Source organism: Stenotrophomonas sp. YJH_SMC_127 (genome assembly GCF_059372445.1).
The window spans coordinates 105,717-127,960 of record NZ_JCAFVO010000003.1 but is presented as its reverse complement, the minus strand read 5'-3'; the positions used below and the strand labels follow the sequence as shown (position 1 = coordinate 127,960).

Annotated in this window: 22 protein-coding genes; 8 read left to right on the top strand and 14 right to left on the bottom strand. The window is 67.8% G+C overall.

Going from position 1 to position 22,244, the window contains the following annotated elements; all coding sequences use genetic code 11:
- Positions 1–10: 10 nt before the first annotated feature.
- Genes nth through AC5QAB_RS08950 form a run of 3 tightly spaced genes read right to left on the bottom strand, consistent with a single transcriptional unit; the run spans position 11 to position 1,843 of the window.
- Positions 11–703, bottom strand: a complete 693-nt coding sequence (gene nth / locus AC5QAB_RS08960; RefSeq protein ID WP_197562211.1) for an endonuclease III — start codon at positions 701–703, stop codon at positions 11–13.
- Complete coding sequence (locus AC5QAB_RS08955) at positions 703–1,056, bottom strand: hypothetical protein (RefSeq protein ID WP_049407490.1); 354 nt, start codon at positions 1,054–1,056, stop codon at positions 703–705. Before AC5QAB_RS08955 ends, nth begins: the two co-directional genes overlap by 1 nt.
- Positions 1,057–1,060: 4 nt before the next feature.
- Positions 1,061–1,843, bottom strand: coding sequence for an enoyl-CoA hydratase-related protein (locus tag AC5QAB_RS08950; RefSeq protein WP_197562210.1), 783 nt, complete (start codon positions 1,841–1,843; stop codon positions 1,061–1,063).
- Between the two features lie 167 nt (positions 1,844–2,010).
- On the opposite strand from AC5QAB_RS08950, the gene AC5QAB_RS08945 reads away from it, so the two are divergent.
- From AC5QAB_RS08945 to AC5QAB_RS08935, 3 genes are all read left to right on the top strand, one after another.
- A complete protein-coding gene (locus AC5QAB_RS08945) occupies positions 2,011–2,712 on the top strand; it encodes an FKBP-type peptidyl-prolyl cis-trans isomerase (RefSeq protein WP_014646545.1) in 702 nt (233 codons plus the stop codon).
- Between the two features lie 177 nt (positions 2,713–2,889).
- The gene (locus AC5QAB_RS08940) at positions 2,890–3,693 is read left to right on the top strand and encodes a CoA pyrophosphatase (protein WP_053495261.1); all 804 of its coding nucleotides are present in this window, start codon (positions 2,890–2,892) and stop codon (positions 3,691–3,693) included.
- Complete coding sequence (locus AC5QAB_RS08935; RefSeq protein ID WP_032960239.1) at positions 3,690–4,592, top strand: sulfurtransferase; 903 nt, start codon at positions 3,690–3,692, stop codon at positions 4,590–4,592. The genes AC5QAB_RS08940 and AC5QAB_RS08935 overlap by 4 nt, the downstream gene beginning before the upstream one ends.
- Before the next feature lie 250 nt (positions 4,593–4,842).
- Here the strand turns inward: AC5QAB_RS08935 and AC5QAB_RS08930 are convergent, their stop codons facing one another.
- Positions 4,843–5,409: an N-acetylmuramoyl-L-alanine amidase gene (locus tag AC5QAB_RS08930; protein ID WP_049405919.1), complete on the bottom strand. Its 567-nt coding sequence runs from the start codon at positions 5,407–5,409 to the stop codon at positions 4,843–4,845.
- 72 nt (positions 5,410–5,481) lie between these two features.
- On the opposite strand from AC5QAB_RS08930, the gene AC5QAB_RS08925 reads away from it, so the two are divergent.
- Together AC5QAB_RS08925 and rlmKL are read left to right on the top strand one after the other, a co-directional pair.
- A complete protein-coding gene (locus AC5QAB_RS08925) occupies positions 5,482–6,009 on the top strand; it encodes a hypothetical protein (protein WP_197561731.1) in 528 nt (175 codons plus the stop codon).
- Between the two features lie 145 nt (positions 6,010–6,154).
- A complete protein-coding gene (rlmKL, locus tag AC5QAB_RS08920) occupies positions 6,155–8,293 on the top strand; it encodes a bifunctional 23S rRNA (guanine(2069)-N(7))-methyltransferase RlmK/23S rRNA (guanine(2445)-N(2))-methyltransferase RlmL (RefSeq protein WP_495233353.1) in 2,139 nt (712 codons plus the stop codon).
- A gap of 120 nt (positions 8,294–8,413) precedes the next feature.
- Here rlmKL and AC5QAB_RS08915 read toward each other — a convergent pair whose 3' ends face one another.
- The 6 genes from AC5QAB_RS08915 to aptA form a co-directional block, all read right to left on the bottom strand.
- The gene (locus tag AC5QAB_RS08915; RefSeq protein ID WP_046429772.1) at positions 8,414–8,743 is read right to left on the bottom strand and encodes a DUF3325 domain-containing protein; all 330 of its coding nucleotides are present in this window, start codon (positions 8,741–8,743) and stop codon (positions 8,414–8,416) included.
- A complete protein-coding gene (locus AC5QAB_RS08910; RefSeq protein WP_032961598.1) occupies positions 8,740–10,377 on the bottom strand; it encodes a PepSY-associated TM helix domain-containing protein in 1,638 nt (545 codons plus the stop codon). The genes AC5QAB_RS08915 and AC5QAB_RS08910 overlap by 4 nt, the downstream gene beginning before the upstream one ends.
- Positions 10,374–10,688, bottom strand: a complete 315-nt coding sequence (locus tag AC5QAB_RS08905; protein WP_241884753.1) for a DUF3649 domain-containing protein — start codon at positions 10,686–10,688, stop codon at positions 10,374–10,376. The genes AC5QAB_RS08910 and AC5QAB_RS08905 overlap by 4 nt, the downstream gene beginning before the upstream one ends.
- Before the next feature lie 246 nt (positions 10,689–10,934).
- The gene (locus tag AC5QAB_RS08900; protein WP_049405926.1) at positions 10,935–12,221 is read right to left on the bottom strand and encodes a DUF445 domain-containing protein; all 1,287 of its coding nucleotides are present in this window, start codon (positions 12,219–12,221) and stop codon (positions 10,935–10,937) included.
- A 118-nt stretch (positions 12,222–12,339) separates the two neighbouring features.
- Positions 12,340–13,218 carry a ParB N-terminal domain-containing protein gene (locus AC5QAB_RS08895; protein ID WP_014646555.1) on the bottom strand — a complete coding sequence of 293 codons (879 nt, stop codon included), beginning with the start codon at positions 13,216–13,218 and terminating at the stop codon, positions 12,340–12,342.
- A 62-nt stretch (positions 13,219–13,280) separates the two neighbouring features.
- Positions 13,281–14,633 carry an omega-aminotransferase AptA gene (gene aptA, locus AC5QAB_RS08890; RefSeq protein WP_241884754.1) on the bottom strand — a complete coding sequence of 451 codons (1,353 nt, stop codon included), beginning with the start codon at positions 14,631–14,633 and terminating at the stop codon, positions 13,281–13,283.
- 103 nt (positions 14,634–14,736) lie between these two features.
- On the opposite strand from aptA, the gene AC5QAB_RS08885 reads away from it, so the two are divergent.
- Complete coding sequence (locus tag AC5QAB_RS08885) at positions 14,737–16,233, top strand: aldehyde dehydrogenase (RefSeq protein ID WP_241884755.1); 1,497 nt, start codon at positions 14,737–14,739, stop codon at positions 16,231–16,233.
- A 200-nt stretch (positions 16,234–16,433) separates the two neighbouring features.
- Positions 16,434–17,735 (top strand): MFS transporter, encoded by a 1,302-nt coding sequence (locus tag AC5QAB_RS08880; RefSeq protein ID WP_032961593.1) that lies wholly within the window; start codon positions 16,434–16,436, stop codon positions 17,733–17,735.
- On the opposite strand, the gene AC5QAB_RS08875 is transcribed toward AC5QAB_RS08880, so the two are convergent.
- From AC5QAB_RS08875 to AC5QAB_RS08860, 4 genes are all read right to left on the bottom strand, one after another.
- Positions 17,716–18,177 (bottom strand): bacteriohemerythrin, encoded by a 462-nt coding sequence (locus AC5QAB_RS08875; RefSeq protein WP_004151683.1) that lies wholly within the window; start codon positions 18,175–18,177, stop codon positions 17,716–17,718. The two genes, AC5QAB_RS08880 and AC5QAB_RS08875, sit on opposite strands and share 20 nt — an antisense overlap.
- An 85-nt stretch (positions 18,178–18,262) precedes the next feature.
- The gene (locus AC5QAB_RS08870) at positions 18,263–19,606 is read right to left on the bottom strand and encodes a diguanylate cyclase (RefSeq protein ID WP_049405533.1); all 1,344 of its coding nucleotides are present in this window, start codon (positions 19,604–19,606) and stop codon (positions 18,263–18,265) included.
- A 96-nt stretch (positions 19,607–19,702) separates the two neighbouring features.
- Positions 19,703–21,265 (bottom strand): MASE1 domain-containing protein, encoded by a 1,563-nt coding sequence (locus AC5QAB_RS08865; RefSeq protein ID WP_014646560.1) that lies wholly within the window; start codon positions 21,263–21,265, stop codon positions 19,703–19,705.
- Positions 21,266–21,399: 134 nt separating this feature from the next.
- Positions 21,400–21,567 carry a hypothetical protein gene (locus tag AC5QAB_RS08860; protein ID WP_154583325.1) on the bottom strand — a complete coding sequence of 56 codons (168 nt, stop codon included), beginning with the start codon at positions 21,565–21,567 and terminating at the stop codon, positions 21,400–21,402.
- Positions 21,568–21,724: 157 nt separating this feature from the next.
- On the opposite strand from AC5QAB_RS08860, the gene AC5QAB_RS08855 reads away from it, so the two are divergent.
- Positions 21,725–22,213: a hypothetical protein gene (locus AC5QAB_RS08855; RefSeq protein ID WP_049405537.1), complete on the top strand. Its 489-nt coding sequence runs from the start codon at positions 21,725–21,727 to the stop codon at positions 22,211–22,213.
- Positions 22,214–22,244: the final 31 nt, after the last annotated feature.

Below are 22,244 nucleotides of genomic sequence, written 5' to 3'. Positions count from 1 at the left end.
ACGATCCGCGTCACGTCTCGGCTGTGGTCTTTTCCTTGAACCGGCACAGGTCGGCGATCACGCAGCCCGGGCAATCCGGCTTGCGCGCCTTGCACACGTAGCGGCCATGCAGGATCAGCCAATGGTGCGCGTCGAGCAGGAACTCGGCCGGAATCACCTTCACCAGCGTGTCCTCCACTTCGCGCACGTTCTTGCCGGGGGCCAGGCCGGTACGGTTGGAGACGCGGAAGATATGCGTATCCACCGCCATCACCGGCTCGCCGAAGGCGGTGTTGAGCACCACGTTGGCGGTCTTGCGGCCCACACCGGGCAGCGCTTCCAGCGCTTCGCGGTCGCGCGGCACTTCGCCGCCGTACTTCTGCAGCAGGATCGCGCAGGTGGCGATCACGTTCTTCGCCTTGGCGTTGAACAGCCCGATGGTGGCGATGTACGGCTTCAGGCCATCCTCACCGAGCGCGAGGATCTTCGCCGGCGTGTTGGCGACCGGGAACAGGCGGCGGGTGGCCTTGTTGACGCCGACGTCGGTGGCCTGGGCGGACAGCGCCACGGCCACCAGCAGTTCGAACGGCGAGCTGTACTCAAGCTCGGTCTTCGGGTGCGGATTGAGCTCGCGCAGGCGGGTGAACATTTCCACCACGTCGGCGCGCGGCATGCGGCCGCCGCGCCGCGCCGGTGCGTGGGCAGTCTTCTTCGCGGTGGCCATTACGGCTCCTTGCCGGTGACGCGGGCCTTGGCCCGGGCGAGAATCGCGGCCGCCGCGGCGGGCAGGGGGGGCTTCACGTCCGGTGCCGGGGGCGGGGTGCGACGTGCATCGCGCTCGGCTTCGCGGCGGGCCAGGCGCACCGCGCGGGCGCGATAGCGTTCGCGTGCGGCCCAGGCCGTACGCAGTTGCTGCTGCGCCTGCTGCAGCCGCTGCGGAAGGTCCGGGTGGCCAGGCAGCAGCTGTTCGTCGCCGGCACGGGCGACGTAGTCCATCAGCCCCGCCTGCAGGGCGCCATCGAGATCGCCTGCCTGGACCCGGGCGAACAGCTGCGCGGGGTTGGGTCGGGATGCCATGGCGTCAGCGGTTCTGGAAGGCCGGCGGGCGGCGCTGCAGGAAGGCATTGGTGCCTTCACGCATGTCCTCGGTGGCGAACAGCAGGCCGAACTGCGCACTTTCGTATTCCAGCCCGGCCTCCAGGCTGCATTCGCCGCCCACGTGCACCGCGTCGAGCAGGCCACGCAGGGCCAGCGGTGCTGAGCGTGCCAGCTGGCGGGCGACGTCCTGCACGCGGTTGTCCAGCGCGTCGGCCGGCACGACTTCGTTGATGATGCCCAGTTCCAGCGCACGCGCGGCGTTGATCGGCGCCCCCAGCAGGCACAGCTCCAGGGTGGTGGCGCGGCCACACAGGCGCAGCAGGCGCTGGCTGCCGCCGAAGCCGGGAATCAGGCCGAGATTGATTTCCGGTTGGCCGACCTTGGCGGTATCGGCGGCGATGCGCAGGTGGCACGCCATCGCCAACTCAAGCCCGCCGCCCAGCGCGAAACCGTTCACGCGTGCGATGACCGGCTTGGGCATGCGTTCGATCTGGCGCATCAGGGCCTGGCCCAGCAGCGAGAAATCACGTCCCTGAACGGCGCTGAGGGTGTTCATTTCCGCGATGTCGGCACCGGCCACGAAGGCCTTCGGGCCCGCCCCGGTCAACACCACCACGCGCACCTCCGGATCGGCAGCGGCGTCCCTGAAGGCATCGGCCAGCGCCTGCAGGGTCGCGGCGTTCAGGGCATTGAGCTTGTCCGGGCGCTGGACGGTCACGGTGCGGATGGCGCCGTCGTCGGCAACAGCGATCAGGGCATCGGCCACGGGGAAACTCCTGGAACGTTAAAAAAAAGTGATATTGAACTCTGCAAACGCAGACGGGTCATAGCCTGCATCGTGAGTAGCGGTTACACGTTGCGCCCGTTATCCTAACCCGTCGCCTCAGGGCGGCGAAGAACGTCCCTGAGTTACCACCCCTGGAGAACTGTTTGATGAAGTTGCGTTCTATCGCGGTCGCCGTCGCGGCCCTGGCCCTGACGGGCAATGCCTTCGCCCAGGACATCGCGTCCGAGAAGGGCAAGCTGAGTTATTACTTCGGTTACGACTACGGCAACAACCTGGCGGAGCTGACCGGTCGCGGTGAGCAGCTGGACATCAACTCGGTGGTGAAGGGCCTGCAGGATGCCTACGCCAAGAAGCAGCCGGCGATCACCGCCGAGCAGCTGAAGCCGGCCGTTGAAGCGTTCCAGAAGCGCGAGCAGGGCCGTGCCCAGGCTGCCAAGGCCGAGTACGAAAAGGCGGCTGCCGAAAACAAGACCAAGAGCGATCAGTTCATCGCGGCGAACAAGGCCAAGGCCGGCGTGCAGTCCCTGCCGAGCGGCGTCCAGTACCGCGTGATCGAAGCCGGCAAGGGCGCCAAGCCGACCCAGGCCAGCACCGTGCAGCTGGAAGTGGCCGGTCCGTTCCCGTACGGCCAGCGCCCGACCGAAGCCCGCCCGGCCCAGCAGATCCCGTCGATCAAGGTCAGCGAAGTTGAAATGAAGGCCATGCGCGAGACCCTGCTGCAGATGCCGGCCGGCTCGAAGTGGGAAGTCACCCTGCCGCCGGACCAGGCCTACGGTGCCGACCCGCGCACCCCGTTCCCGCCGAACGTGGCTGTGCAGTTCGAGATCAAGCTGGTCAGCGTCAAGTAAATCGAAACAGCAAACGAAACGCGCCGGTGATCCCACCGGCGCGTTTCTGTTTGTGCAGCCCCTGGCGGTGAAACGCCCGCGCTGCGCGCGAGCGTCGACTGACAGTCGACTCTACCGTTGGGCCGGGCCACCCGCGCAAATTCAGCCCGATCGCGCTACTGTTGCCGGGTGCAAACAATGGAAGAAACGGCGCGTGTTGTCGCAAGTCCCTGCATCGGAGTGTGCACGCTGGATCCGCACCGGCAATGCACCGGCTGCGCGCGGCATATCGATGAGATCGCGCGGTGGTCGTCGATGAGCAACGAGGAACGCAGCCGCATCCTGCACCGCGTGCAGCCCCTGCGCGAACAACTGCAGCAATCGCTGCGTGGCTCGCTGGCCGACCACGAGCGACTGATGCGCGCGCTGCACCCCTTGGCCCAACCGCCGGCCGGCGACGGCTGGAACCGCAGTGAGCTGATCGACCTGCTGCCGCCCGGGCCTCCGGTGGAGGCTGCGGTGCTGGCCGGCATCGTCCCGCGCGCCAACGGCGCACAGGTGATCCTGACCCGCCGCACCGAAACCCTGCGCACGCACGGGGGCCAGGTCGGATTTCCCGGCGGCCGCACCGAGCCCGATGACCGCGACGCATTGGCGGCCGCGCTGCGCGAGAGCCAGGAAGAAATCGCATTGGCGCCCGGCCAGGTGCAGGCGCTGGGGTATCTCGATCCCTTCGTCACCATCACCGGCTACCGGGTCACGCCGGTGGTGGCGGTGGTGGATCCGGATTTCGTGCCGGTGCCGCAGCCCAGCGAAGTGGCCGAAGTGTTCGAGGTGCCGCTGGATTATCTGATGGCGCCCGACAGCCTGCGCCAGGTCGAAATCACTCATCGCGGCCGGGTCCGCCACGTCCTGGAGTATGGCTGGCCGGGCCAGCGCATCTGGGGCGCGACCGCTGCCATTCTCTACAACCTGCGTCGTCGCCTGGAGCAAGTGCAATGAAGCCGATCGATCCGCCGTGGACCACCCTGGTCGATGTCACCACCCTTGCCGCTGCGCTGGGCGCAGGCGTGCGCGTCGTCGACGCGCGTGCCACCGCCAGCACCGCCGTGCGCGTGGTCGATGCGCGTGCTTCGCTGGCCGATCCGCAGGCGGCGGGCGGCCAGTATCTGGCAGGGCACATACCGACTGCGGTGCATGCCGATCTCAACCGTGATCTGTCGGATCTGACCCGAAGCGGCCATGGCCGGCACCCGCTGCCGGACAGCGATGCGTTCGCCGCGAAGCTCGGTACGTGGGGCATCGGTCCCGAAACCCAGGTGGTGGTCTACGACGGCAGCGACGGCAGCATGGCCGCCTCGCGCCTGTGGTGGCTGCTGCGGCTGATCGGGCACACCCGGGTGGCCGTGCTCGACGGCGGTATTGCCGCCTGGCAGGCCGCCGGTCACGCGCTGGCGAGCGGGCCGACTGAAGTGACGGTGTTACCTGCCTACCCGGGCCGTTTCGACACCACCCAGATCGCCAACGCCGATGAAATCAGCGCACGGCTGAAGCACGCGCCGGGCTGGCTGGTCGACGCGCGCGCCGGTGAGCGCTTCCGCGGTGACGTCGAGCCGCTGGACCCGGTCGCCGGCCACGTGCCGGGCGCGGTCAACCGCCCGTTCGCCTTGAACGTACTCGATGGCCACCTGCGCGACCCACAGGCGCTGCGCGCCGAACTGCAGGGCGTGATCGGCAACCGCGATCCGCAGCAGGTGGTGCTGATGTGCGGCTCCGGCGTGACCGCCTGCCATCTGCTGCTGGCGATGGAAACGGCGGGCCTGTCCGGTGCGCGCATCTACGCCGACTCCTGGAGCGGGTGGGTCAGCGACAGCAGCCGCCCGGTGGCGACCGGCGCCTGAGCCGCGCGGGGGCGGATCCGTTTTCCAACGGAGAACGGTTCTGACCCCATCAACCGAAAATCGGGTCAGAGCCCGTTGCGTAGCAACGGGATCCGACCCCGTGTCGATTCGAAGGACCGCGGAGAACTGCCGAAGGCGGGGTGGGTCCGGTTGCGGGGGTGTCCGCAACCGGACCCACCCCGCCATCCCACGGAATGCCAGCGTTTGCCGTTGCCGTTGCCTCTGCGGGTGCAGGGCGCAGCCCTGCCGCTTACCCAACCGGCTGCAACGGCACCTTCGCCAGCACCCGCGCCCACGGGAACAACGGCCCCGGATCGCGCTTGCGCGCCACCGTCAACGTCGCATCGTCGCTGGCCGGCACCCGTTCCAGGTCCAGCTGGTCATGCCCGGCAATCCGTCGCAGCGACGGGTAGTGCGCCACCAGCGCCAGCAGCAGCTGTTCCAGCGCCTGCAGCTGTGCCTCGGTGTACGCCTCGTCCATCGCCTGGTGGCGGCTGTCGAACCAGTCCGGATAGCGCCCGGTATTGACCAGCTCGATGCCCAGCGTATGCGCGTTCATGCCGCGCACGTGATGGGCCACGCGTTCCGGTGCAACGTACTGCACCACGCTGCCATCGCGGTCGATGTAGAAGTGGCCGCTGTTGCCGGCGCCGCTGTCGTACAGCACGCGCTCGCCGTACTCGCGGGCCATCGCCAGATCGGGCAGCTCGGTGCAGTGGATCACCACCATCTCCAGCGTGGCCGGGTCGCGCAGCGGCAGTCGGTCGTGGTAGGGCAGGGGCTGCAGCTGCAGGCCGGGCAGGAGCGGGTTGGGCATCCGGCGATGCTAGCATTGCAGCATGAACCTGCCTCCTCTTTCGCCGCCGACCCGCTCCCACGGAGCGCGCGCATGAGCCGCGGCCACTGCATCCTGTCCCATGGTTTCGAGAGCGGCCCGGAGGCGACCAAGGTCACCGCGCTGGCCGACGTGGCGCAGCGCCTGGGCTGGACCCATGAGCGCCCGGACTACACCGACCTGGACGCGATGAGCGAGGTCAGCCGGGTAGGCGACGTGCCGACCCGCCTGCGCCGCCTGGTCGAGCGCGCCGCCATCGCGGCCCGGCAGGGGCCGGTGGTGCTGGCCGGCTCCAGCCTGGGCGCCTACATTTCCGCCATCGCCTCGTTGCAGGTACCGGTGGCCGGCCTGTTCCTGATGGTGCCGCCGACCACCATGGGCCCGATGCCGGCGCTGAACGCCGCCGCCGTGCCGACCACCGTGGTCCAGGCCTGGCATGACGACGTGGTGCCAGCAGCGGGAGTGATCGCGTGGGCGCAGGCGCGCTCGGCGCAGCTGCTGCTGGTCGACGACGGCCACCGCCTCGAGCGCCACGTGGAGGCTTCCGCGCAGGCCTTCGAGCGCCTGCTGCGGCAACTGTGAAGCCCGGGCGCACGGCGCGCCCGCCCGCATTGACTACAATGGCAGCCCCGCCGCCCCCGGCGCGGGCCTGCCGGCCGTGCCTACGGCCCTCCTTTCCGACCGGCCCGGCCCCTGTGCCGCGCCCGACCACCTGCGAACCGATCCCGTGAAATTCTTCGTCTCCTGCGCCAAGGGCCTGGAATACCTGCTTGCCGATGAACTGTCGGCCCTGGGCCTTGGCAAGGCCACTGCGACCATTGCCGGCGTCAACGCCGAGGGCGAACTGGCGCAGGCGCTGCGGATCGTGATGTGGTCGCGCCTGGCCAGCCGCGTGCTGTGGCCCATCGACGAGTTCGAGTGCCCGGACGAGCAGGCCCTGTACGACGGCGTGCGTGCGCTGCCGTGGCACGAGCACATCACGCCGGAGATGACCCTGGCGGTGGACGCGCACGTGTCCGGCGACAAGATCACCCACGCCCGCTTCGCCGCGCAGCGGATCAAGGACGCCATCGTCGACCGCATGCGCGATGAAGGCCTGGAACGTCCCTCGGTCAACACCGATCTGCCCGACGTGCGCGTCAACCTGTCGCTGCGCAAGGGCCGCGCCTCGTTGTCGATCGATCTCGGCGGTGGCCCGCTGCATCGCCGTGGCTGGCGCGGTGCTGCCCACGAGGCACCGCTGAAGGAAAACCTGGCCGCTGCGCTGCTGCTGCGCGCGCAATGGCCGCGCCTGCATGCCGCCGGTGGTGGCCTGCTGGACCCGATGTGTGGCAGCGGCACGCTGCTGATCGAAGGCGCACTGATGGCCGCCGACGTTGCCCCTGGCCTGATGCGGCATGGCAGCCTGCCGCCGAGCCGCTGGCTGGGCTTCGACAAGGCCGCCTGGAAGTCCATCCAGAGCGAAGCACGTGAGCGCGAAGCGGCCGGCCTGGCCGCGCTGAAGCCGGTCATCCACGGCAGCGACATCGACCCGACCGCGATCCAGGCGGCGCGCGAGAATGCCGAAGTCGCGGGCGTCGCCCACGCGATCCGTTTCACCCGCGCCGACGTGGCCGACCTGGCCGCGCCGGAACAGGAGATCGGTGCGGTGGTCTGCAACCCGCCGTACGACGAACGCCTGGCCGCCGATCCGGCGCTGTACCGCGCGCTGGGCAACGCCCTGCAGAAGGCGGTGCCGCAGTGGCGCGCCAGCCTGCTGTGCGGCAACGACGAACTGGCCTTCGCCACCGGCCTGCGCGCCGGCAAGAAGTACCAGATGTTCAACGGTGCCTTGGAATGTGCGCTGATCGTCTGCGACCCGATTGCCGTGCCGGGCCGTGACCCGGCGCAGCCGCGCGAGCTGAGCGAAGGCGCGCAGATGGTGGCCAACCGCCTGCGCAAGAACCTGAAGAAGTTCAAGAGCTGGCGTGCCCGCGAAGACATCACCTGCTTCCGCGCCTATGACGCCGACCTGCCGGAGTACGCGGCCGCCATCGACGTCTACGAGGAAGACGGCGGCAAGCGCCGTACCTTCCTGCACGTGCAGGAATACGCCGCACCGGCTGCCATTCCCGAGAACGACGTGCGCCGCCGCCGCAACGAGCTGCTGGCCGCTGCGCGCGAAGTGTTCGGCGTGCCGCCCGAGCAGGTCTCGATGAAGTCGCGCGAGCGCGGCAAGGGCGGCAGCAAGTACGGCCGCTTCGAGCAGCGTGACGAATTCATCGTGGTGCGCGAGAACAATGCACTGCTGCAGGTGAATCTGTTCGACTACCTGGACACCGGCCTGTTCCTCGACCACCGCCCGCTGCGCCGGATGATGGCCGAGCAGGTACGTGGCAAGCGCTTCCTCAACCTGTTCTGCTACACCGGCGTGGCCAGCGTGCAGGCGGCGGTGGCCGGTGCCGCCAGCACCACCAGCGTCGATCTGTCGGCGACCTACCTGCAGTGGTGCTACGACAACCTGGCGTTGAACGGGCAGGGCGGCAACCAGCACCTGCTGGTGCAGGCCGACGCGATGGCGTGGCTGGAGGGCGACCGTGGCCAGTACGACGTGATCTTCTGTGACCCGCCGACCTTCTCCAACTCCGCGCGCGCCGATGACTTCGACGTGCAGCGCGAGCAGATCAAGCTGCTGCGTGCAGCCGTGGCGCGGCTGTCGCCGGGCGGCGTGCTGTACTTCTCCAACAATTTCCGCCGCTTCAAGCTGGAAGAGAACGCCATCGCCGAATTCGCCCAGTGCCGCGAGATCACCGCGCGCACCATCGGCCCGGACTTCGAGCGCAACGCGCGCATCCACCGCGCGTGGGAATTGAAGCGGTTGGGGTAACGCGACGCCCGGGCTCGGATCCCCTGCGCGAAGCGCAGGGGCTCTGACCCCATCCGGATCTACGCACCAGGGGTCAGAGCCCTTGCGCTTCGCGAAAGGGATCCGACCCCGGTGGCCCGGCTACAGCACCGCCACCACCAGCCCCAGCACCGGCAGCACGATCGCCAACGCCGCGATCCACTTCGGCCGGTACGGGTACAGCCCGAACGACAGCGCCAGACCGCCCAGTGTCATCGTGCCCAGCCACAGCACCGGGCCCATCGCCCAGCCGTGGTCGATCACGCACAGCGCGAACGCCACCGTCAGCAGGGCCCAGCCCAGCACGCGCCACTGGGTGCGCCGTGCGGGCGTGGCTGCGGCGCTGCCGTGCAGGTCGTGCTGGTGCTTTTCCATCGCCAGCGACAACGCGGTGAACGCGGAGAACGACAGGGCCAGTGCCAGCAGCATCATGCGCTGGCCTCCGCTTCGGCGGTTTCCGCAGCGTCCACCGGGGCCCTGGGTGCTGCTGCGGCGGCGGCGCGCTTCTTCTTCTCGGCCGCGCTCAGCGGTGGCGTCCAGCGCTGCATGCGCCAGCCGCACAGCGCCAGCATCGCACCGAACGCGATCATCGACAGATCGACGCCAGCCAGTACCCAGTCACCGCTGCGCAATGTGATGCCAAGATGCGCGTGCGTGGTCAGCGCGTTGACCACCGGTACCAGCGCGAACGCAGCCGCACCCAGGTACAGCTGCCACGCCCACATCATCCGCTTCGGCCAGATGAAGGCGGCCAGCAGCGCGCCGCCCCAGGCGTAGAAGAACACGTTGGCCTCCGCACTCGCGCGCTCGGCGATGTCCAGCGGCAGCAGGCGGTTGCCCCAGAAGTAGGCCGCGAAAGCGATCGGCAGGCCGGCCACGGTGCCGATGTTCAGCGCATCGACCAGGCGCAGGCCGAAGCCGGTGCGCCCACTCTTGGCATGCTTCGGCCGTTCCTTCACCGCCCACAGCACCACGCCGCTGGCCACCATCAGGCAGCCGACCAGGCCGGACAGGAAGAACAGTGCACGCAGGCCCCAATCGGCGAAGCGCGCCAGGTGCAGGCCGTACAGCACGCCACGGGTGGCGGTAGCGCCGCCGGATGGAGGCGTCTCTTCCAGCAACGTGCCGTTGACCATGTTGTAGCGAACGGCGGGAGTGTCGGTGGACAGGCGCTTGCCGTCGCGTTGGCGGATGTCGATCACCGCATTGGCCGCCCCCGGGTTGGACACGGTGAAGCCGGCCACTTCCACACCGTGCCAGTGCGCACGTGCGCTGTCCAGCAGCTGCGCGATCGGCAGCGGCGTGGCGCGTCCTTCGGCCGGCGCGGTCACCTCCGGCATGCCGCCGAAGGCTTCGCTGAAGAACTTGTCTTCGTCCTGCGGGTAGGCGACTTTCACCCCCCACGGCAGGTACATGATCATCAGGGTGACGATGCCGGTGTAGGTGATCATCGCGTGGTAGGGCAGGGCCATCACCGCGCTGACGTTGTGGAAATCAAGCCAGGAACGCAGGCCCTTGTCCTTGCGGAAGGTGAAGAAGTCCTTGAAGATTTTCTTGTGGGTGATGACGCCGGTGATGATCGCCACCAGCATGAACATCGCGCAGAAGCCGACCAGGTAGCGCGCCCACAGCACCGGGATGTAGTGCAGGTCGAAATGCAGGCGGTAGAAGAAATCACCGCCCCGCGTTTCGCGTGCCTTCAGTGCCTGGCCGGTATTCGGGTCCAGCGTGGCTTCGCCGAAGCCACCGCGACGGCCGCGACTGGGATCGGCCAGCTCCGGTGGCAACCGCCAGAACATCTGCATGGCCGGGTTGCGCGGCTGCGGCAGGGTGACGAACCAGTTCCCGGCCTGCGCCGCATTGGCCTGCAGGTAATCCACGGCGCGCTGCGCGGCGACATCGATGCTGACCTGGCTGGACGGAAGTTCCGGTCGCATCCAGCGGCTGATTTCCTCGCGATAGTAGCTGGCGGTGCCCGCCATGAAGATCAGCAGCAGCAACCAGCCGACCAGCAGGCCGGTCCAGGTGTGCAGCCAGGCCATCGATTGGCGGAACCCGTTCTTCATGCCCAGGCCCCCAGCAGGCGCGCAATGGTGGCCATCAGCAGCGCGGGCGCGAGGATGCCCACCCAGGCGCGCAGCGCGCTGCGGGTCGCGAACGCCCACAGCGCTGCGCACGCGGCCACCAGGATGGCCAGCAGCATGCCGGTCAGCACGGTCTGGCCGCGCGCACCGGGCAGCGCCACCGCGCAGAACACGCTGGTGGCCGAAGCCAGCGCGTAGCCGCCGAAGATCGCGGCCAGCGAGCGTGACAGCACGCCCCAGCGTGGATTGGAGAAGAAGGTGCGGGGGCTGGCGGTTGCGGGCGAGCGGTCCACGGCGTTCCTGCAGGTAGGGGAGGGGATGGAACGCGTCCGCGGCCCCCTTGCGCCCTGCGCATGTCGCCCAGCGTGTCCCATCGACGAAGCACTGCCCGCGCAGGCGGGCAATCCAGAGGTCGGGGATGTACACGGGCGATGGGCGCGTCTTCCGCGCCCGCTTGGCTAAGCGTACAAACCGATCAGTAAATGATAGGCATTCGCATTTTATGAATCAAGCATGATGATCCGGGGGCGCACCGAGGCCTAGAACCTGAACACCACTGTCGCCGCATGCAGCAACAGGCCGATCAGCCCACCCACCAGCGTGCCGTTGAAGCGGATGAACTGCAGGTCGCGGCCCACGCTCAGTTCCAGCTGTTCGACCAGATGCCGCTCGTCCCAGCCCTTCACGGTCTGCGCGATATGCGTGGTCACACCCTCGCGCAGACGGCCGGTCAGGCGTTGCGCACCTTCCAGCAGGTGCTGGTTGAGGGCCTCGCGCAGGGCCGGGTCGGCCTGCAGGCTGGCGCCCAGTGAGGCGAGGCTGCGCTGCAGGTGTCCGACCAGCGCCGAGTCCTCGCGCTGCAGGTCGTCACGCAGGCTGGCGTGGATGCGCGCCCACAGCCCTTGCACATAGTCCTGCAGGGCGGGGTGGTCGATCATTTCCTGCTTGAGCTGTTCGATGCGCTCGGCCAGGGCCGGGTCCTCGCGCAGGCGCTGCACGTAGTTCTGCAGCCAGGTCTCGTAGTCCTGGCGCAGCGGATGCTGCGGCTCGGCCAGTACCTGCTGCAGTTCTTCCAGCACCGCCCGCGCCAGGCGCTCGGCCAGGCTGTCGCCGATCTCATCGATCGGCTTCACCCAGTTCACCGTGCTCGACAGCGTCGGCCATTCGCGCTGGATGTAGCGCACGATCAGCTGCGAGGCGCGTTCCTTCACTTCTGGCTGTTCCAGCCAGCGGCCGAGCCGCTGCAGGCCCTCGTCCAGCACGCGCTGGTGGCGCCCGTCGGCGGTCAGCAGGGCCAGCAGCTCACCGGCGGTGGCGGCGGCATTCCACTGCCGCAGCTGCTGCACCACGAACGCATGCAGCTGCCGGCGCACCGCTGTCTCGTCGAAGAAGTCCAGTGCCTGCAGGGCCCAGCCGCGTGCCATGTCGGCCAGCATCCGCGAGCGCGCCGGGTCTGCCAGCCAACTGCCGAGGCGGCTGGCCGGATCGAACACCTGCAGCTTGGCCAGTAGCACCTGCGGTTCCAGGAACTGGTCACGCACGAACAGGGCGAGGCTGTCGCCGATGCGTTCCTTGCTGCGCGGGATGATCGCAGTGTGCGGAATCGGCAGGCCCATCGGGCGCCGGAACAGCGCGACGACGGCGAACCAGTCGGCCAGTGCGCCCACGGCTGCGGCCTCGCAGAACGCCGAGACCCAGGCCCAGATGCCGCGTTCGCCCTGCCAGTGGCTGACCGCGAATCCGGCCAGCATCAACAGCAGCAGGCCCAGTGCGAGGGCTTTCAGGCGTCGCAGCTGAGCGCGGCGCGGATCGTGGGCAGGCGTCATGCCGGAAGTCTAACCGGCACGGCATGAGCATCTGGTAGTGCCGGCCGCTGGCCGGCATCCGCTACGCACGCGGAACGTTCATGGGGTTGCCGGCCAGCGGCCGGCACTACCCGCTGGTTCAGAGCGCTTCCAGTTGCTTGCGCAACGCAGCCAGCTGCGCGCGCAGGGTGTCGTTCTCGCGGGTCAGCGCGACGACGCGGCGGCGCAGTGCCGGGGCATCCTCGCCCAGTTGTTCCAGCGCCGACAGCACCTCGGCGTCGCGGCTGGCGATCTGCTCCTCGTCCGGTTCCTCGAAGTCCATCTCGGCCGCTTCCGGCTTCGGTGCGCGCGGCTTGCGCTTGGACTCGCGCACGCGCTTGGCGGCCTGCTTCAGCTCGTCCTTGCCACCGGCGGCGGCGGCGCGCTGCTCTTCTTCCGGCAGGTCGGCCACGGCGGCGGCGGCGCTGATCGAGATCACGCCGGCCTTGACCGCTTCCACCACCTCGGCGGCGGCCTGGGCGTGGATGCGCTCGATCATGCCGACCTGGCTGGTGCTCAGCTTGGCTTCGCGCGCCAGCTCGGCGCGGCTGATCTTCGGTGCCGGTTCCCACGGCGGACTGTCTTCACCGGTCTCATCGGCGACGTCGGCGGTGCCATCGCTCTCGCGCTGCAGCTGCGCCTGCTCGACCTGCTTGCGGGCGGCCAGGATGTCGCGCTTGCGCAGCGCCAGCACGCCGCGCTGGAAGTCGGACACGCTGCGGCGGCCCAGATGCTGTTCGATCATCCACAGGTGCACGTCTTCCATGCTCTGGAAGCGGGTGTTCTGCACGGTATTGAAGGGCAGGCCATGCTTCTGGCAGATGCCGAAACGGTTATGGCCATCGACCAGTACATTCCCCCACAACACCAGCGCATCGCGGCAGCCTTCGGCCAGGATGCTGCGCTCCAGCGCGTCATGTTCGTCCGCGGTCAGCGGGTCGATGTAGGCCTTGAGTTCTTCTTTGACGACGATATCCATGGGCACGGCAGCGAGCAGGAGCGGAACCGCCCATTGTACCCGCTCGCCACCATCGGCCCGGCTCAGGCGGTGGCCCGGATCATCTCGCCCAGGGTGCCGGTGATCTGGTCGATCTGCGCCTTGTCCACGATCAGCGGCGGCGACAGTGCGATGATGTCGCCGGTGCAGCGCACCAGCAGTCGGCCGTCGTGGAAGCAGCGCCGGTAGACCTCGTAGCCCCGGCTGCCCGGCGCATCGCGGCGAGGCGCCAGCTCAACCGCGCCGACCAGGCCGAAGTTGCGGATGTCGATCACGTTGGGCAGGCCCTGCAGCGCATGCAGTCGTTCCTGCCAGTACTCGCCCAGCTCGATGGCGCGCTCGAACAGACGCTCCTCGGCATAGACCTCCAGCGTCGCCAGCGCCGCGGCGCAGGCCAGCGGGTGCCCCGAACAGGTATAGCCATGGAAAAGCTCGATGGCCTGTGGCGGTGCCTGCATCAGGGTTGCATGCACGGCGTCGCTGGCCAGCACGCCACCCAGCGGTACCGCGCCGTTGCTGACCGCCTTGGCGAAGGTCAGCAGGTCCGGGGTGACCCCGAAGCGCTGCGCGGCGAAGGGCATCCCAACCCGGCCGAAACCGGTGATGACCTCGTCGAACACCAGCAGGATGCCGTGCTGGTCGCACAGTTCGCGCAGGCGCTGCAGGTAACCCGGTGCGGGCAGGATCACCCCGGCTGAGCCGGCAATGGGTTCAACGAATACGGCGGCAATCGTCGAGGCATCATGCAGCGCGATCAGCCGTTCCAGGTCATCGGCCAGCTCCGCGCCCTGGCGCGGCAGGCCCCTGCTGAACGCATTGCGCGGAAGGTCCAGGGTGTGGCGCAGGTAGTCGACGCCGCCCAGCTGCAGGCCGAACGGCTTGCGGTTGTTGGGCAGCCCGCCCAGCGCCATGCCGCCGAAACCCACCCCGTGGTAGGCCTTCTCGCGGCTGATGAAGCGCGTGCGCTGGCCCTCGCCGCGCTGGCGGTGGTAGGCCAGCACGATCTTCATCGCGGTATCCACCGCCTCGGAACCGGAGCTGGTGAAGAACACATGGTTGAGCGGGCCCGGCGCCAGTGCGGCCAGCCGCTGCGCCAGGGCGAAGGCCGGCGGCGAGCCCATCTGGAAGGCCGGCGAATAGTCGAGCGTGCGCGCCTGCTCGACGATGGCCTCGACGATGCGCGGCCGTGCATGGCCCGCGTTGCAGCACCAGAGGCCGGCGGTGCCATCGAGGATCTGGCGGCCGTCGACATCCTCGTAGTGCATGTCCTCGGCACGCACCAGCACACGCGGCGCAGCCTTGAACTGGCGGTTGGCGGTGAACGGCATCCAGTACGCCTCCAATGACTCCGGGCGTTGGGTGGCCAGATCGTGCAGGTCGCTCGCGGAACGCTTCATGCCAGCTCCATCGGGTCCGATGGGGGAAATGTAGCGCAGCCACGTCACGGTGGAGTCGCGGCCGCGCCGGTATAACCGGGGAAACTGTTCCGAGGAGCCCGACATGGCCGACTTTCCCGACCGCAGCCACTGGCAGGCGCTGGCCCAGCAGCTTTCGATACCCGGACAGGCCTTTGTCGAGGGTCGTTACACCGACGCTGCCAGCGGCGCGCGCTTCGACTGCATCAGCCCGATTGATGGTCGCGTGCTGGGGGTGGTCGCCGACTGCGATGCACAGGACGTGGAGCGCGCAGTGGGCGCGGCGCGGCGTGCCTTCGATGCGGGCCACTGGTCACAGGCCAGCCCGGCCCATCGCAAGCGCGTGCTGCTGGCGTTGGCGGCGTTGGTGGAAAAACACGCGGACGAGCTGGCCCTGCTGGAAACCCTGGACATGGGCAAGCCGGTGCGTGATGCGCGTCGTATCGACCTGCCCGGCGCGGTGCGCTGCCTGCGCTGGACGGCCGAAGCGGTGGACAAGCTGTACGGTGAGGTCGCGCCCACCGGCCCGCATGAGCTGGGCCTGGTCACGCGCGAGCCCGCCGGCGTGGTGGCGGCGATCGTGCCGTGGAATTTCCCGTTGCTGATGGCGTGCTGGAAGATCGCGCCTGCATTGGCCATGGGCAACTCGGTGGTGCTCAAGCCTTCCGAGCGCTCGCCCCTGAGTGCGTTGCGGCTGGCGGCGCTGGCCACCGAAGCGGGCCTGCCGGAGGGCGTGCTGAACGTGCTGCCGGGCCACGGTGCGCGCGTCGGTGAGCCGTTGGCCCTGCACATGGATGTGGACGTGCTGGCGTTCACCGGCTCCACGGCCACCGGCGCGCGGCTGCTGCAGTATTCAGGGCGGTCCAACCTCAAGCGGGTCTGGCTGGAGTGTGGTGGCAAGAGCCCGCACGTGGTGTTTGCCGATGCCCCCGATCTGGATGCCGCTGCGAAGGCGGTGGCACGGGGCATCTTCTTCAACCAGGGCGAGGTCTGTACTGCCGGGTCACGGCTGCTGGTGCAGCGCTCGATCCGCGAGGATTTCGTGCACCAGGTGGTTGCCTACGGCCAGCACATGCAGCCGCGCCACCCGCTTGACGCCGACGCACCGATGGGCGCGCTGGTGGATGCCGCGCATCTGGACAAGGTGATGGGGGATATCGTGCGTGCCGAAAGCGAGGGCGCCCGCCTGCTGCTGGGCGGTCATCGCGCCGATGTCGAGGCGGGCGGTTGTTATGTGCAGCCCACGGTATTCGATCAAGTGAGCCCCGACCAGGCATTGGCGCGCGAGGAAGTATTCGGGCCGGTGCTGGCGGTGCTCGGCTTTGACGACGAAGCCGAAGCGGTGCGCCTGGCCAATGACAGCCGCTACGGCCTCGCCGCCGGCCTGTGGACGCGCGATCTGGGCCGCGCCCATCGCGTCGCACGCCAGCTGCGCGCCGGCAGCGTCTGGGTGAACGGCTGGGATGGCGGTGACATGACCGCCCCGTTCGGTGGCTACAAGCAGTCCGGCAATGGGCGCGACAAATCGCTGCATGCGTTCGACAAGTACAGCGAGATCAAGGCCACCTGGATCCAGCTGTAACAGCGCCGGGGCTTGCGCCCACATGTAGAGCCGAGCCGATGCTCGGCTGCATTTCGTGGAATGTGGTCGAGCAGGGGCGAGGACCTGCAGAACAATGGCGCCTGGCACCCTTATTGGCATCGGTGTCGGCTGAAACCATCGTCCCGTGCGGCCACCGGCCCGTGGCAGAATCGGGCGATCCGCCGTTACCCGTGTTGCCGATGTCGACGATCACCGCTGCCGCACCGCCCGTGAACTCTCCCCGCCGCGTCCTGTTGGCCAGCCTGATCGGCACCACCATCGAATTCTTCGATTTCTACATCTACGCCACGGCCGCGGTGCTGGTGTTCCCGCACCTGTTCTTCCCGGACAGCAGCGAACAGGCGGCGCTGTTGCAGTCACTGGCGACCTTCGCGGTGGCGTTCATCGCACGGCCGGTCGGCTCGGCGGTGTTCGGCCATTTCGGCGACCGCATCGGCCGCAAGGCCACCCTGGTCGCCGCGTTGCTGACCATGGGCCTGTCTACGGTGCTGATCGGTCTGCTGCCGACCCACGCGCAGATTGGCCTGTGGGCGCCCGCGCTGCTGGCGCTGTGCCGCTTCGGCCAGGGCCTGGGGCTGGGCGGCGAGTGGGGTGGGGCGGTGCTGCTGGCCACCGAGAACGCGCCGCCGGGCAAGCGCGCCTGGTACGGCATGTTCCCGCAGCTGGGCGCGCCGATCGGTTTCCTGTTGTCGGCGGGCATTTTCCTGGCGCTCGGCCGCTGCCTGAGCCAGGACGACTTCCTGCAGTGGGGCTGGCGTATTCCGTTCGTGGCCAGCGCGCTGCTGGTCGGCCTGGGCCTGTGGGTGCGCCTGAACATCCATGAGACGCCCGACTTCAAGCAGGCACTGGAGCGCAAGGCGCCGGTGCGGCTGCCGATGTGGACGGTGCTGCGTGACCATCCGGTGGCGATGCTGCTGGGCACGCTGGGGGCGTTCGCCACCTTCGTGCTGTTCTACCTGATGACCGTGTTCAGCCTCGGCCATGGCACCGCCGTGCTGGGCTACAGCCGCGAGCAGTTCCTGCTGATGCAGATGGCCGGCATGCTGTTCTTCGCGCTGGGCATCCCGTTGTCGGCGCGCTATGGCGACCGCTGGGGCACGCGTCGCACGATGATCGTGGCCAGCGTGCTGATCATCGGCTTCGGCGTGCTGTTCGCTCCGCTGTTCCAGCCGCACAGTCCCTGGCTGGTCACGGCGTTCCTGTGCCTGGGCCTGTTCCTGATGGGGCTGACCTACGGCCCCTGCGGCACCTTCCTGGCCGAGATCTACCCGGTGGAAGTGCGCTACACCGGCGCCTCGCTGTCATTCAACCTGGCCGGCATTCTGGGTGCGGCGCCGGCGCCGTACCTGGCCACCTGGCTGGCCGAACGCTTCGGCCTGGTCGCGGTCGGCTACTACCTGTGCCTGACTGCGGCAGCGACCCTGTGCGCGCTGGTGGCCCTGCACCGGCGCGCGCTGCGGCTCAGCCAAAGAAGCGCTTGAGCGTGCGCCCCAGCCAACCGCCGCCCTGGTGTTCGCGGGCGAACTGGTTCAAGTGCGCCTTGACCTGTTCGGCGTAGGCCTGGTCATCGCCGCGGATGTGGTTGAACAACCAGCGCGAGAGCATGGTGCGTAGTTCATCGCTGATGTCCTCGCCGGCCTGGAAGCGCATGCGGTACTCCGATACCCGCTTGATGAAGACTTCATGCACGCGCTTGTGCGCGGCACAGAACGGATAGCCCGCTTCCTCCATCAGTTCTTCCTCGAACGCGAAGTGCGACATGGTGTAGTCCACCACTTCGTCGATCACCTCGCCCACTGCCGCACGCTGCATGCTGGCCTGGGCCACGTGCAAATGGTTGAGCATCTCGATGATGCGGCGGTGTTGTTGGTCGATCACATCGATGCCGATGTTCAGATCGTCCTGCCAGACCAGTAGTGCCATCCCCGGCTCCCCTTCATGCGTATGTCGGGGCTGACTGTAGAGCTGCCGCGCTGGCGCGGCGTTGATCTGGATCAAGGCTGCCCGGTCAGGTCAGCGCGGGCTCGCGCGGGCGCAGCGGGCTGGCCACCGTGGTGCAGCTGACCCGGTTGCGGCCGCCGGCCTTGGCCAGGTACAGCTGGCGGTCGGCTTCGGAGATCAGCCGATGCAGTGCATCGCGCTGCGGGCGCAGGCAGCACAGGCCGATGCTCACCGTCATGCGCAGGCTGGCGGTGCCGATGTCCACTTCCAGCGCGGCGATGCGCTGGCGCAGTTCCTCGAAGTACAGCAGGGCCTCGTCCTGCTCCATGTCCGGCACCAGCAGGCAGAACTCCTCGCCGCCGAAGCGGGCGGTCAGGTCGTGGCTGCGGGCATGCGCGGCCACCGCACCGGCCACCGCGCGCAGCGCGTCATCGCCGGCTTCGTGACCGTAGGTGTCGTTGATGTGCTTGAAGTGGTCGATGTCGATCATTGCCACCGCCACGCACTGGCCATGCAGCTGCAGTTGCGGCAGCTGGCGCTGGCTCTGTTCCAGGAAGCAGCGACGGTTGGGCAGGCCGGTGAGGAAGTCGCGGGTGGCCAGGTCCTGCAGCGTGCCGATCAGCTCCAGCTGATCCACGTTCTGCGAGACCCGGCAGAAGAACTCCTCGCGCGAGAACGGCTTGCGCAGGAAGTCGTTGGCGCCGTTCTTCAGGAAGCGCGGGATCAGCGAGGCATCGGCATTGCCGGAAATGCCGATCACCGCCACCTTGTCGCGCGAGCGCAGGGTGCGCAGGCGGCGGGTGAACTCCACGCCCTGCATGCCCGGCATTTCCTGGTCGACCACGGCCAGGCGGATCGCAGGATGCGCCTCGATCGCGGCCAGGCCCTCGTTGCCGTCAGCGGCCTCGTGCACCTCGTGGCCATACATGCGCAGCAGGGCGGCGGCATAGCCGCGCGCGGACGGCGAGTCGTCCACCACCAGTGCCGCAATGCGCCGGTTGCGCTCCAGGCGCTGCACCAGCCACACCAGGTAGTCGATGCTGCCCGGCGTGTTCTTCAGCACGTAGTCGATGATCTGCTGCTGCAGTACGCGCTTGCGCAGATCCTCGTCGTAGACGCTGCTGACCACCACGGTGGGCAGGCCGCGCCTGAGGAAGAACTCGACCACCGCGTCGCGGTCGCCGTCGGCCAGCACCAGCCCGGTCAGTACCAGGAACCAGCCCCCATCCTCGCTCAGCAGGCGATCGGCCTCGGCCAGGGTGGAAGCGATCACCACCGGCAGTTCCAGGCGCTGCTCGATGGCCTCGCGCAGCATGCCGGTGAACGCACGGGAGTTTTCGACCAGCAGGATCCGTTGCGGCAGCGGATCGGCCAGGTCGCCATCGACGGCGGCCTGCGGCAGGACGGGCATGATGCGGTGGCTCACGAGGGAGGGACTCGGCACGGATAGCGGCGGTTTCGGGTGCAACTTTAGCCGGAGCAGCGTGCCCTGCGCGTCGTTCACCGATCAGGCAGGCGATGCGAATGCCGCCGCTGTACCCGCAAGCGATTCGTGCAGGACGAGCCGGAGCCGGTTGCCACGGCAATGCACCGTGCCGCCGTAGGCCATTATCCGGCCGGCCAGACGCTCGATGGCCTGCTGAACGGTCCGGTTCGACAGCGTGCGACCGCGGTCAAGCAGGCCAACGACCACCACGATGCCGCGCCGGTCGCCCGCCTGGCCGCTCCGGGCGCGCACGCTGACCTGTCCCGACTCCAGTTCCAGCAGCAGCGACACCGCCTCGATCAGCGAGCGATAGATGGCGAGCTGCAGGTCGACAGTCAGCAGGCAGGGGTTGCCCTCCAGCCGGGGCGGAATCACGCGATGGGAGTTGTCCCAGCTTTCGCATGCGCCGCTAACCCGCAGCGCGATATACAGCCCAACCTGCTCCAGCCCCGTGGGGTAGACCAGACTGGCCTGTTCACGGAACAGCCGCGAGTGCACGGATGAGGCGTGCTGCAGGCTGTTGGCCACCGCATGATGCCCCTGCGCCTTCAGCCAGCTGACCATCTCGCCGAGCGAGCTGTCCATGCCTTCGCCGAGTTGCTTGAGATGGGAGGCGCGCTCGCGAAGCTCACGCTCACGGGTCTGGTGCGAACTACGTGCCAGGCGCAACGTGGTTTCCTCTGCCAGTCCACGGCACCGTGCACGCTCATGGTGATAGCTGATGCTGGACCCCAGGGCGAGCAGTGCGACACTCATCACGGCCATGTTCTGCTGGGTGGCGAAGGTGCCCAGGTCGAACGAGGACGGTAGGCCGGTGCTGGGTGTGGCGAAATGGAGTGGAAGGTTCAACAGCGGAATCGCGATGGCAGCGCCACGCCACCCATGCATGAAGGTCAGGGCGATCGCTGGGAGGGAGGACAGCAGTACCAGGTGGGTGCGTGTGGTGTGGGCGCTGATGGCCGTAAGCTGCATGCACAGGCCCAGGACCAGCATCACCAGGATGGCCGTGACCGTAGGCGCAGCAAAGCGGCGCGTCCAATTGGGGGCCGCGTGTCGTCGCGACCAGAGGAATGCCAACGGCACGAGGGTGATGATGGCGGCGAAGTGGCCAAAGATCGTGCGATCAACTGCGCTAAGCAGGTTGCTCGGCGGTGGGTTCGACCACAGAGCAAATGAAATGCCCATATTGAGAGCCGGGACGAACAACGCCATGCAGAAGGTCAACGACAGCAACCAGAGGCCGGTGGCGGACTCCGATGGCATTCTAATGCGATGCAGGTAGACCACCAGCATCGCCACCGGCATCAGCAGCGTCGAGGCCAGGATGACCCAGGCCAGGCCGTAGCTGTCGATCATGGGAATGCGCAAGGTTGCGAAGTACGCGTACTCGCCAAGCAGCAGGTAGGGCCACAGGCGGGTCGGGACGATCAGTAGTGCCGCTGCCCGGATGCCCGCGGGCAGGAAGAACTGATCCAGCGAGAACTGACGCGAGGCAAGGCAGCCCAGGGCGTAGACGGCCGCGAGTGCGATTCCGACGGGTCGGATCCGGAAGCTCAGTTCAATTGCTTCTTTGAATCGGTCCAAGCCCGCGCCTCTCATCTCCTGGCCAATGATGACTGACCACTTCCGCAGACACTATCGACAGTTGGAGATGGGGGCAATCGATGTGTCTGGCCTCCCTTTGCGCTGCAATCGGCGGCTTCCCATGCTTCGAGGCCCTACATGCCCGGCAGTGCGGCGGCATAGCCACCAGAGAACGGTGAATCATCCACAATCAGTGCGCCCATGTGTCGATCGCGTTTCAGCCGTTGCACCCGCCACATTCGGCGGTTGATGCTGTCCGCTGTGTTCGCCGTCACACAATCGACGACATCCTGCTGTTGCACGCGCCTGTCCAGGGCCTTGTCGCAGATGCCGCTGACCCGCACCGTGCGCGGGTTTCGCCGCGGGTATTGGCGATTTCGGAGGCAGCTTCGGCGTGGCATGGGTTTGCATCGATCCAGTGGATTATCTCCGACAGGCACTGCGGAGTCCGCCCGGTATATGCTGATGCGATTGGCGGTAGCATCCTTCTTGATCCGTATTGCATCCAACCTGGAGGTCAGTGTGAGAAGTTTCCGAATTCATGCATTTGCTGGTGCATTGATGTTGGTGCCGGTATCCGTTTTTGCTTTTGCCCCGAGTGACGACCATGGAATCAAGTTGGCAGGCCAAGGACTCGGCCAGTCGATTCCGCAGGCACAAGACCTCAGCGTGGATCCCGGCTGGTTGGTCTATGGGTTCGAGCGCGATGGCATGGATTATTTCCAGGTAAACGATCTCGCAGGGCACGTGCACATCGTGATCGGCAATGCTGCCGGCACGTTCTGGGTGCTGCCGGCAGGTGACCCGTCTGCGAAGGTGTCGTTGCCGGAGCAGCGCCTGCCTGTTCCCGCCAAGGCCACCAGAACGGTTGTCTATCGGGCCCCCGCATTCACGCTGGTCAGATATGCAAGCGGAGCTGATGTGTTGTGGGCAGTAGAGGCACCCTGATACTGACAGTTGCCGGGATATCGGCCAGCTT

Coding starts and splice junctions, on each gene's coding strand:
- AC5QAB_RS08895 (WP_014646555.1), bottom strand. CDS start 13,218: ATGGATATCGTCGTCAAAGAAGAACTCAAGGCCTACATCGACCCGCTG.
- AC5QAB_RS08935 (WP_032960239.1), top strand. CDS start 3,690: ATGAAGCCGATCGATCCGCCGTGGACCACCCTGGTCGATGTCACCACC.
- aptA (WP_241884754.1), bottom strand. CDS start 14,633: ATGAAGCGTTCCGCGAGCGACCTGCACGATCTGGCCACCCAACGCCCG.
- AC5QAB_RS08910 (WP_032961598.1), bottom strand. CDS start 10,377: ATGAAGAACGGGTTCCGCCAATCGATGGCCTGGCTGCACACCTGGACC.
- AC5QAB_RS08925 (WP_197561731.1), top strand. CDS start 5,482: ATGAGCCGCGGCCACTGCATCCTGTCCCATGGTTTCGAGAGCGGCCCG.
- AC5QAB_RS08900 (WP_049405926.1), bottom strand. CDS start 12,221: ATGACGCCTGCCCACGATCCGCGCCGCGCTCAGCTGCGACGCCTGAAA.
- AC5QAB_RS08855 (WP_049405537.1), top strand. CDS start 21,725: ATGCTGATGCGATTGGCGGTAGCATCCTTCTTGATCCGTATTGCATCC.
- AC5QAB_RS08885 (WP_241884755.1), top strand. CDS start 14,737: ATGGCCGACTTTCCCGACCGCAGCCACTGGCAGGCGCTGGCCCAGCAG.
- AC5QAB_RS08940 (WP_053495261.1), top strand. CDS start 2,890: ATGGAAGAAACGGCGCGTGTTGTCGCAAGTCCCTGCATCGGAGTGTGC.
- AC5QAB_RS08915 (WP_046429772.1), bottom strand. CDS start 8,743: ATGATGCTGCTGGCACTGGCCCTGTCGTTCTCCGCGTTCACCGCGTTG.
- AC5QAB_RS08880 (WP_032961593.1), top strand. CDS start 16,434: ATGTCGACGATCACCGCTGCCGCACCGCCCGTGAACTCTCCCCGCCGC.
- AC5QAB_RS08930 (WP_049405919.1), bottom strand. CDS start 5,409: ATGCCCAACCCGCTCCTGCCCGGCCTGCAGCTGCAGCCCCTGCCCTAC.
- AC5QAB_RS08870 (WP_049405533.1), bottom strand. CDS start 19,606: ATGCCCGTCCTGCCGCAGGCCGCCGTCGATGGCGACCTGGCCGATCCG.
- nth (WP_197562211.1), bottom strand. CDS start 703: ATGGCCACCGCGAAGAAGACTGCCCACGCACCGGCGCGGCGCGGCGGC.
- AC5QAB_RS08955 (WP_049407490.1), bottom strand. CDS start 1,056: ATGGCATCCCGACCCAACCCCGCGCAGCTGTTCGCCCGGGTCCAGGCA.
- AC5QAB_RS08875 (WP_004151683.1), bottom strand. CDS start 18,177: ATGGCACTACTGGTCTGGCAGGACGATCTGAACATCGGCATCGATGTG.
- AC5QAB_RS08945 (WP_014646545.1), top strand. CDS start 2,011: ATGAAGTTGCGTTCTATCGCGGTCGCCGTCGCGGCCCTGGCCCTGACG.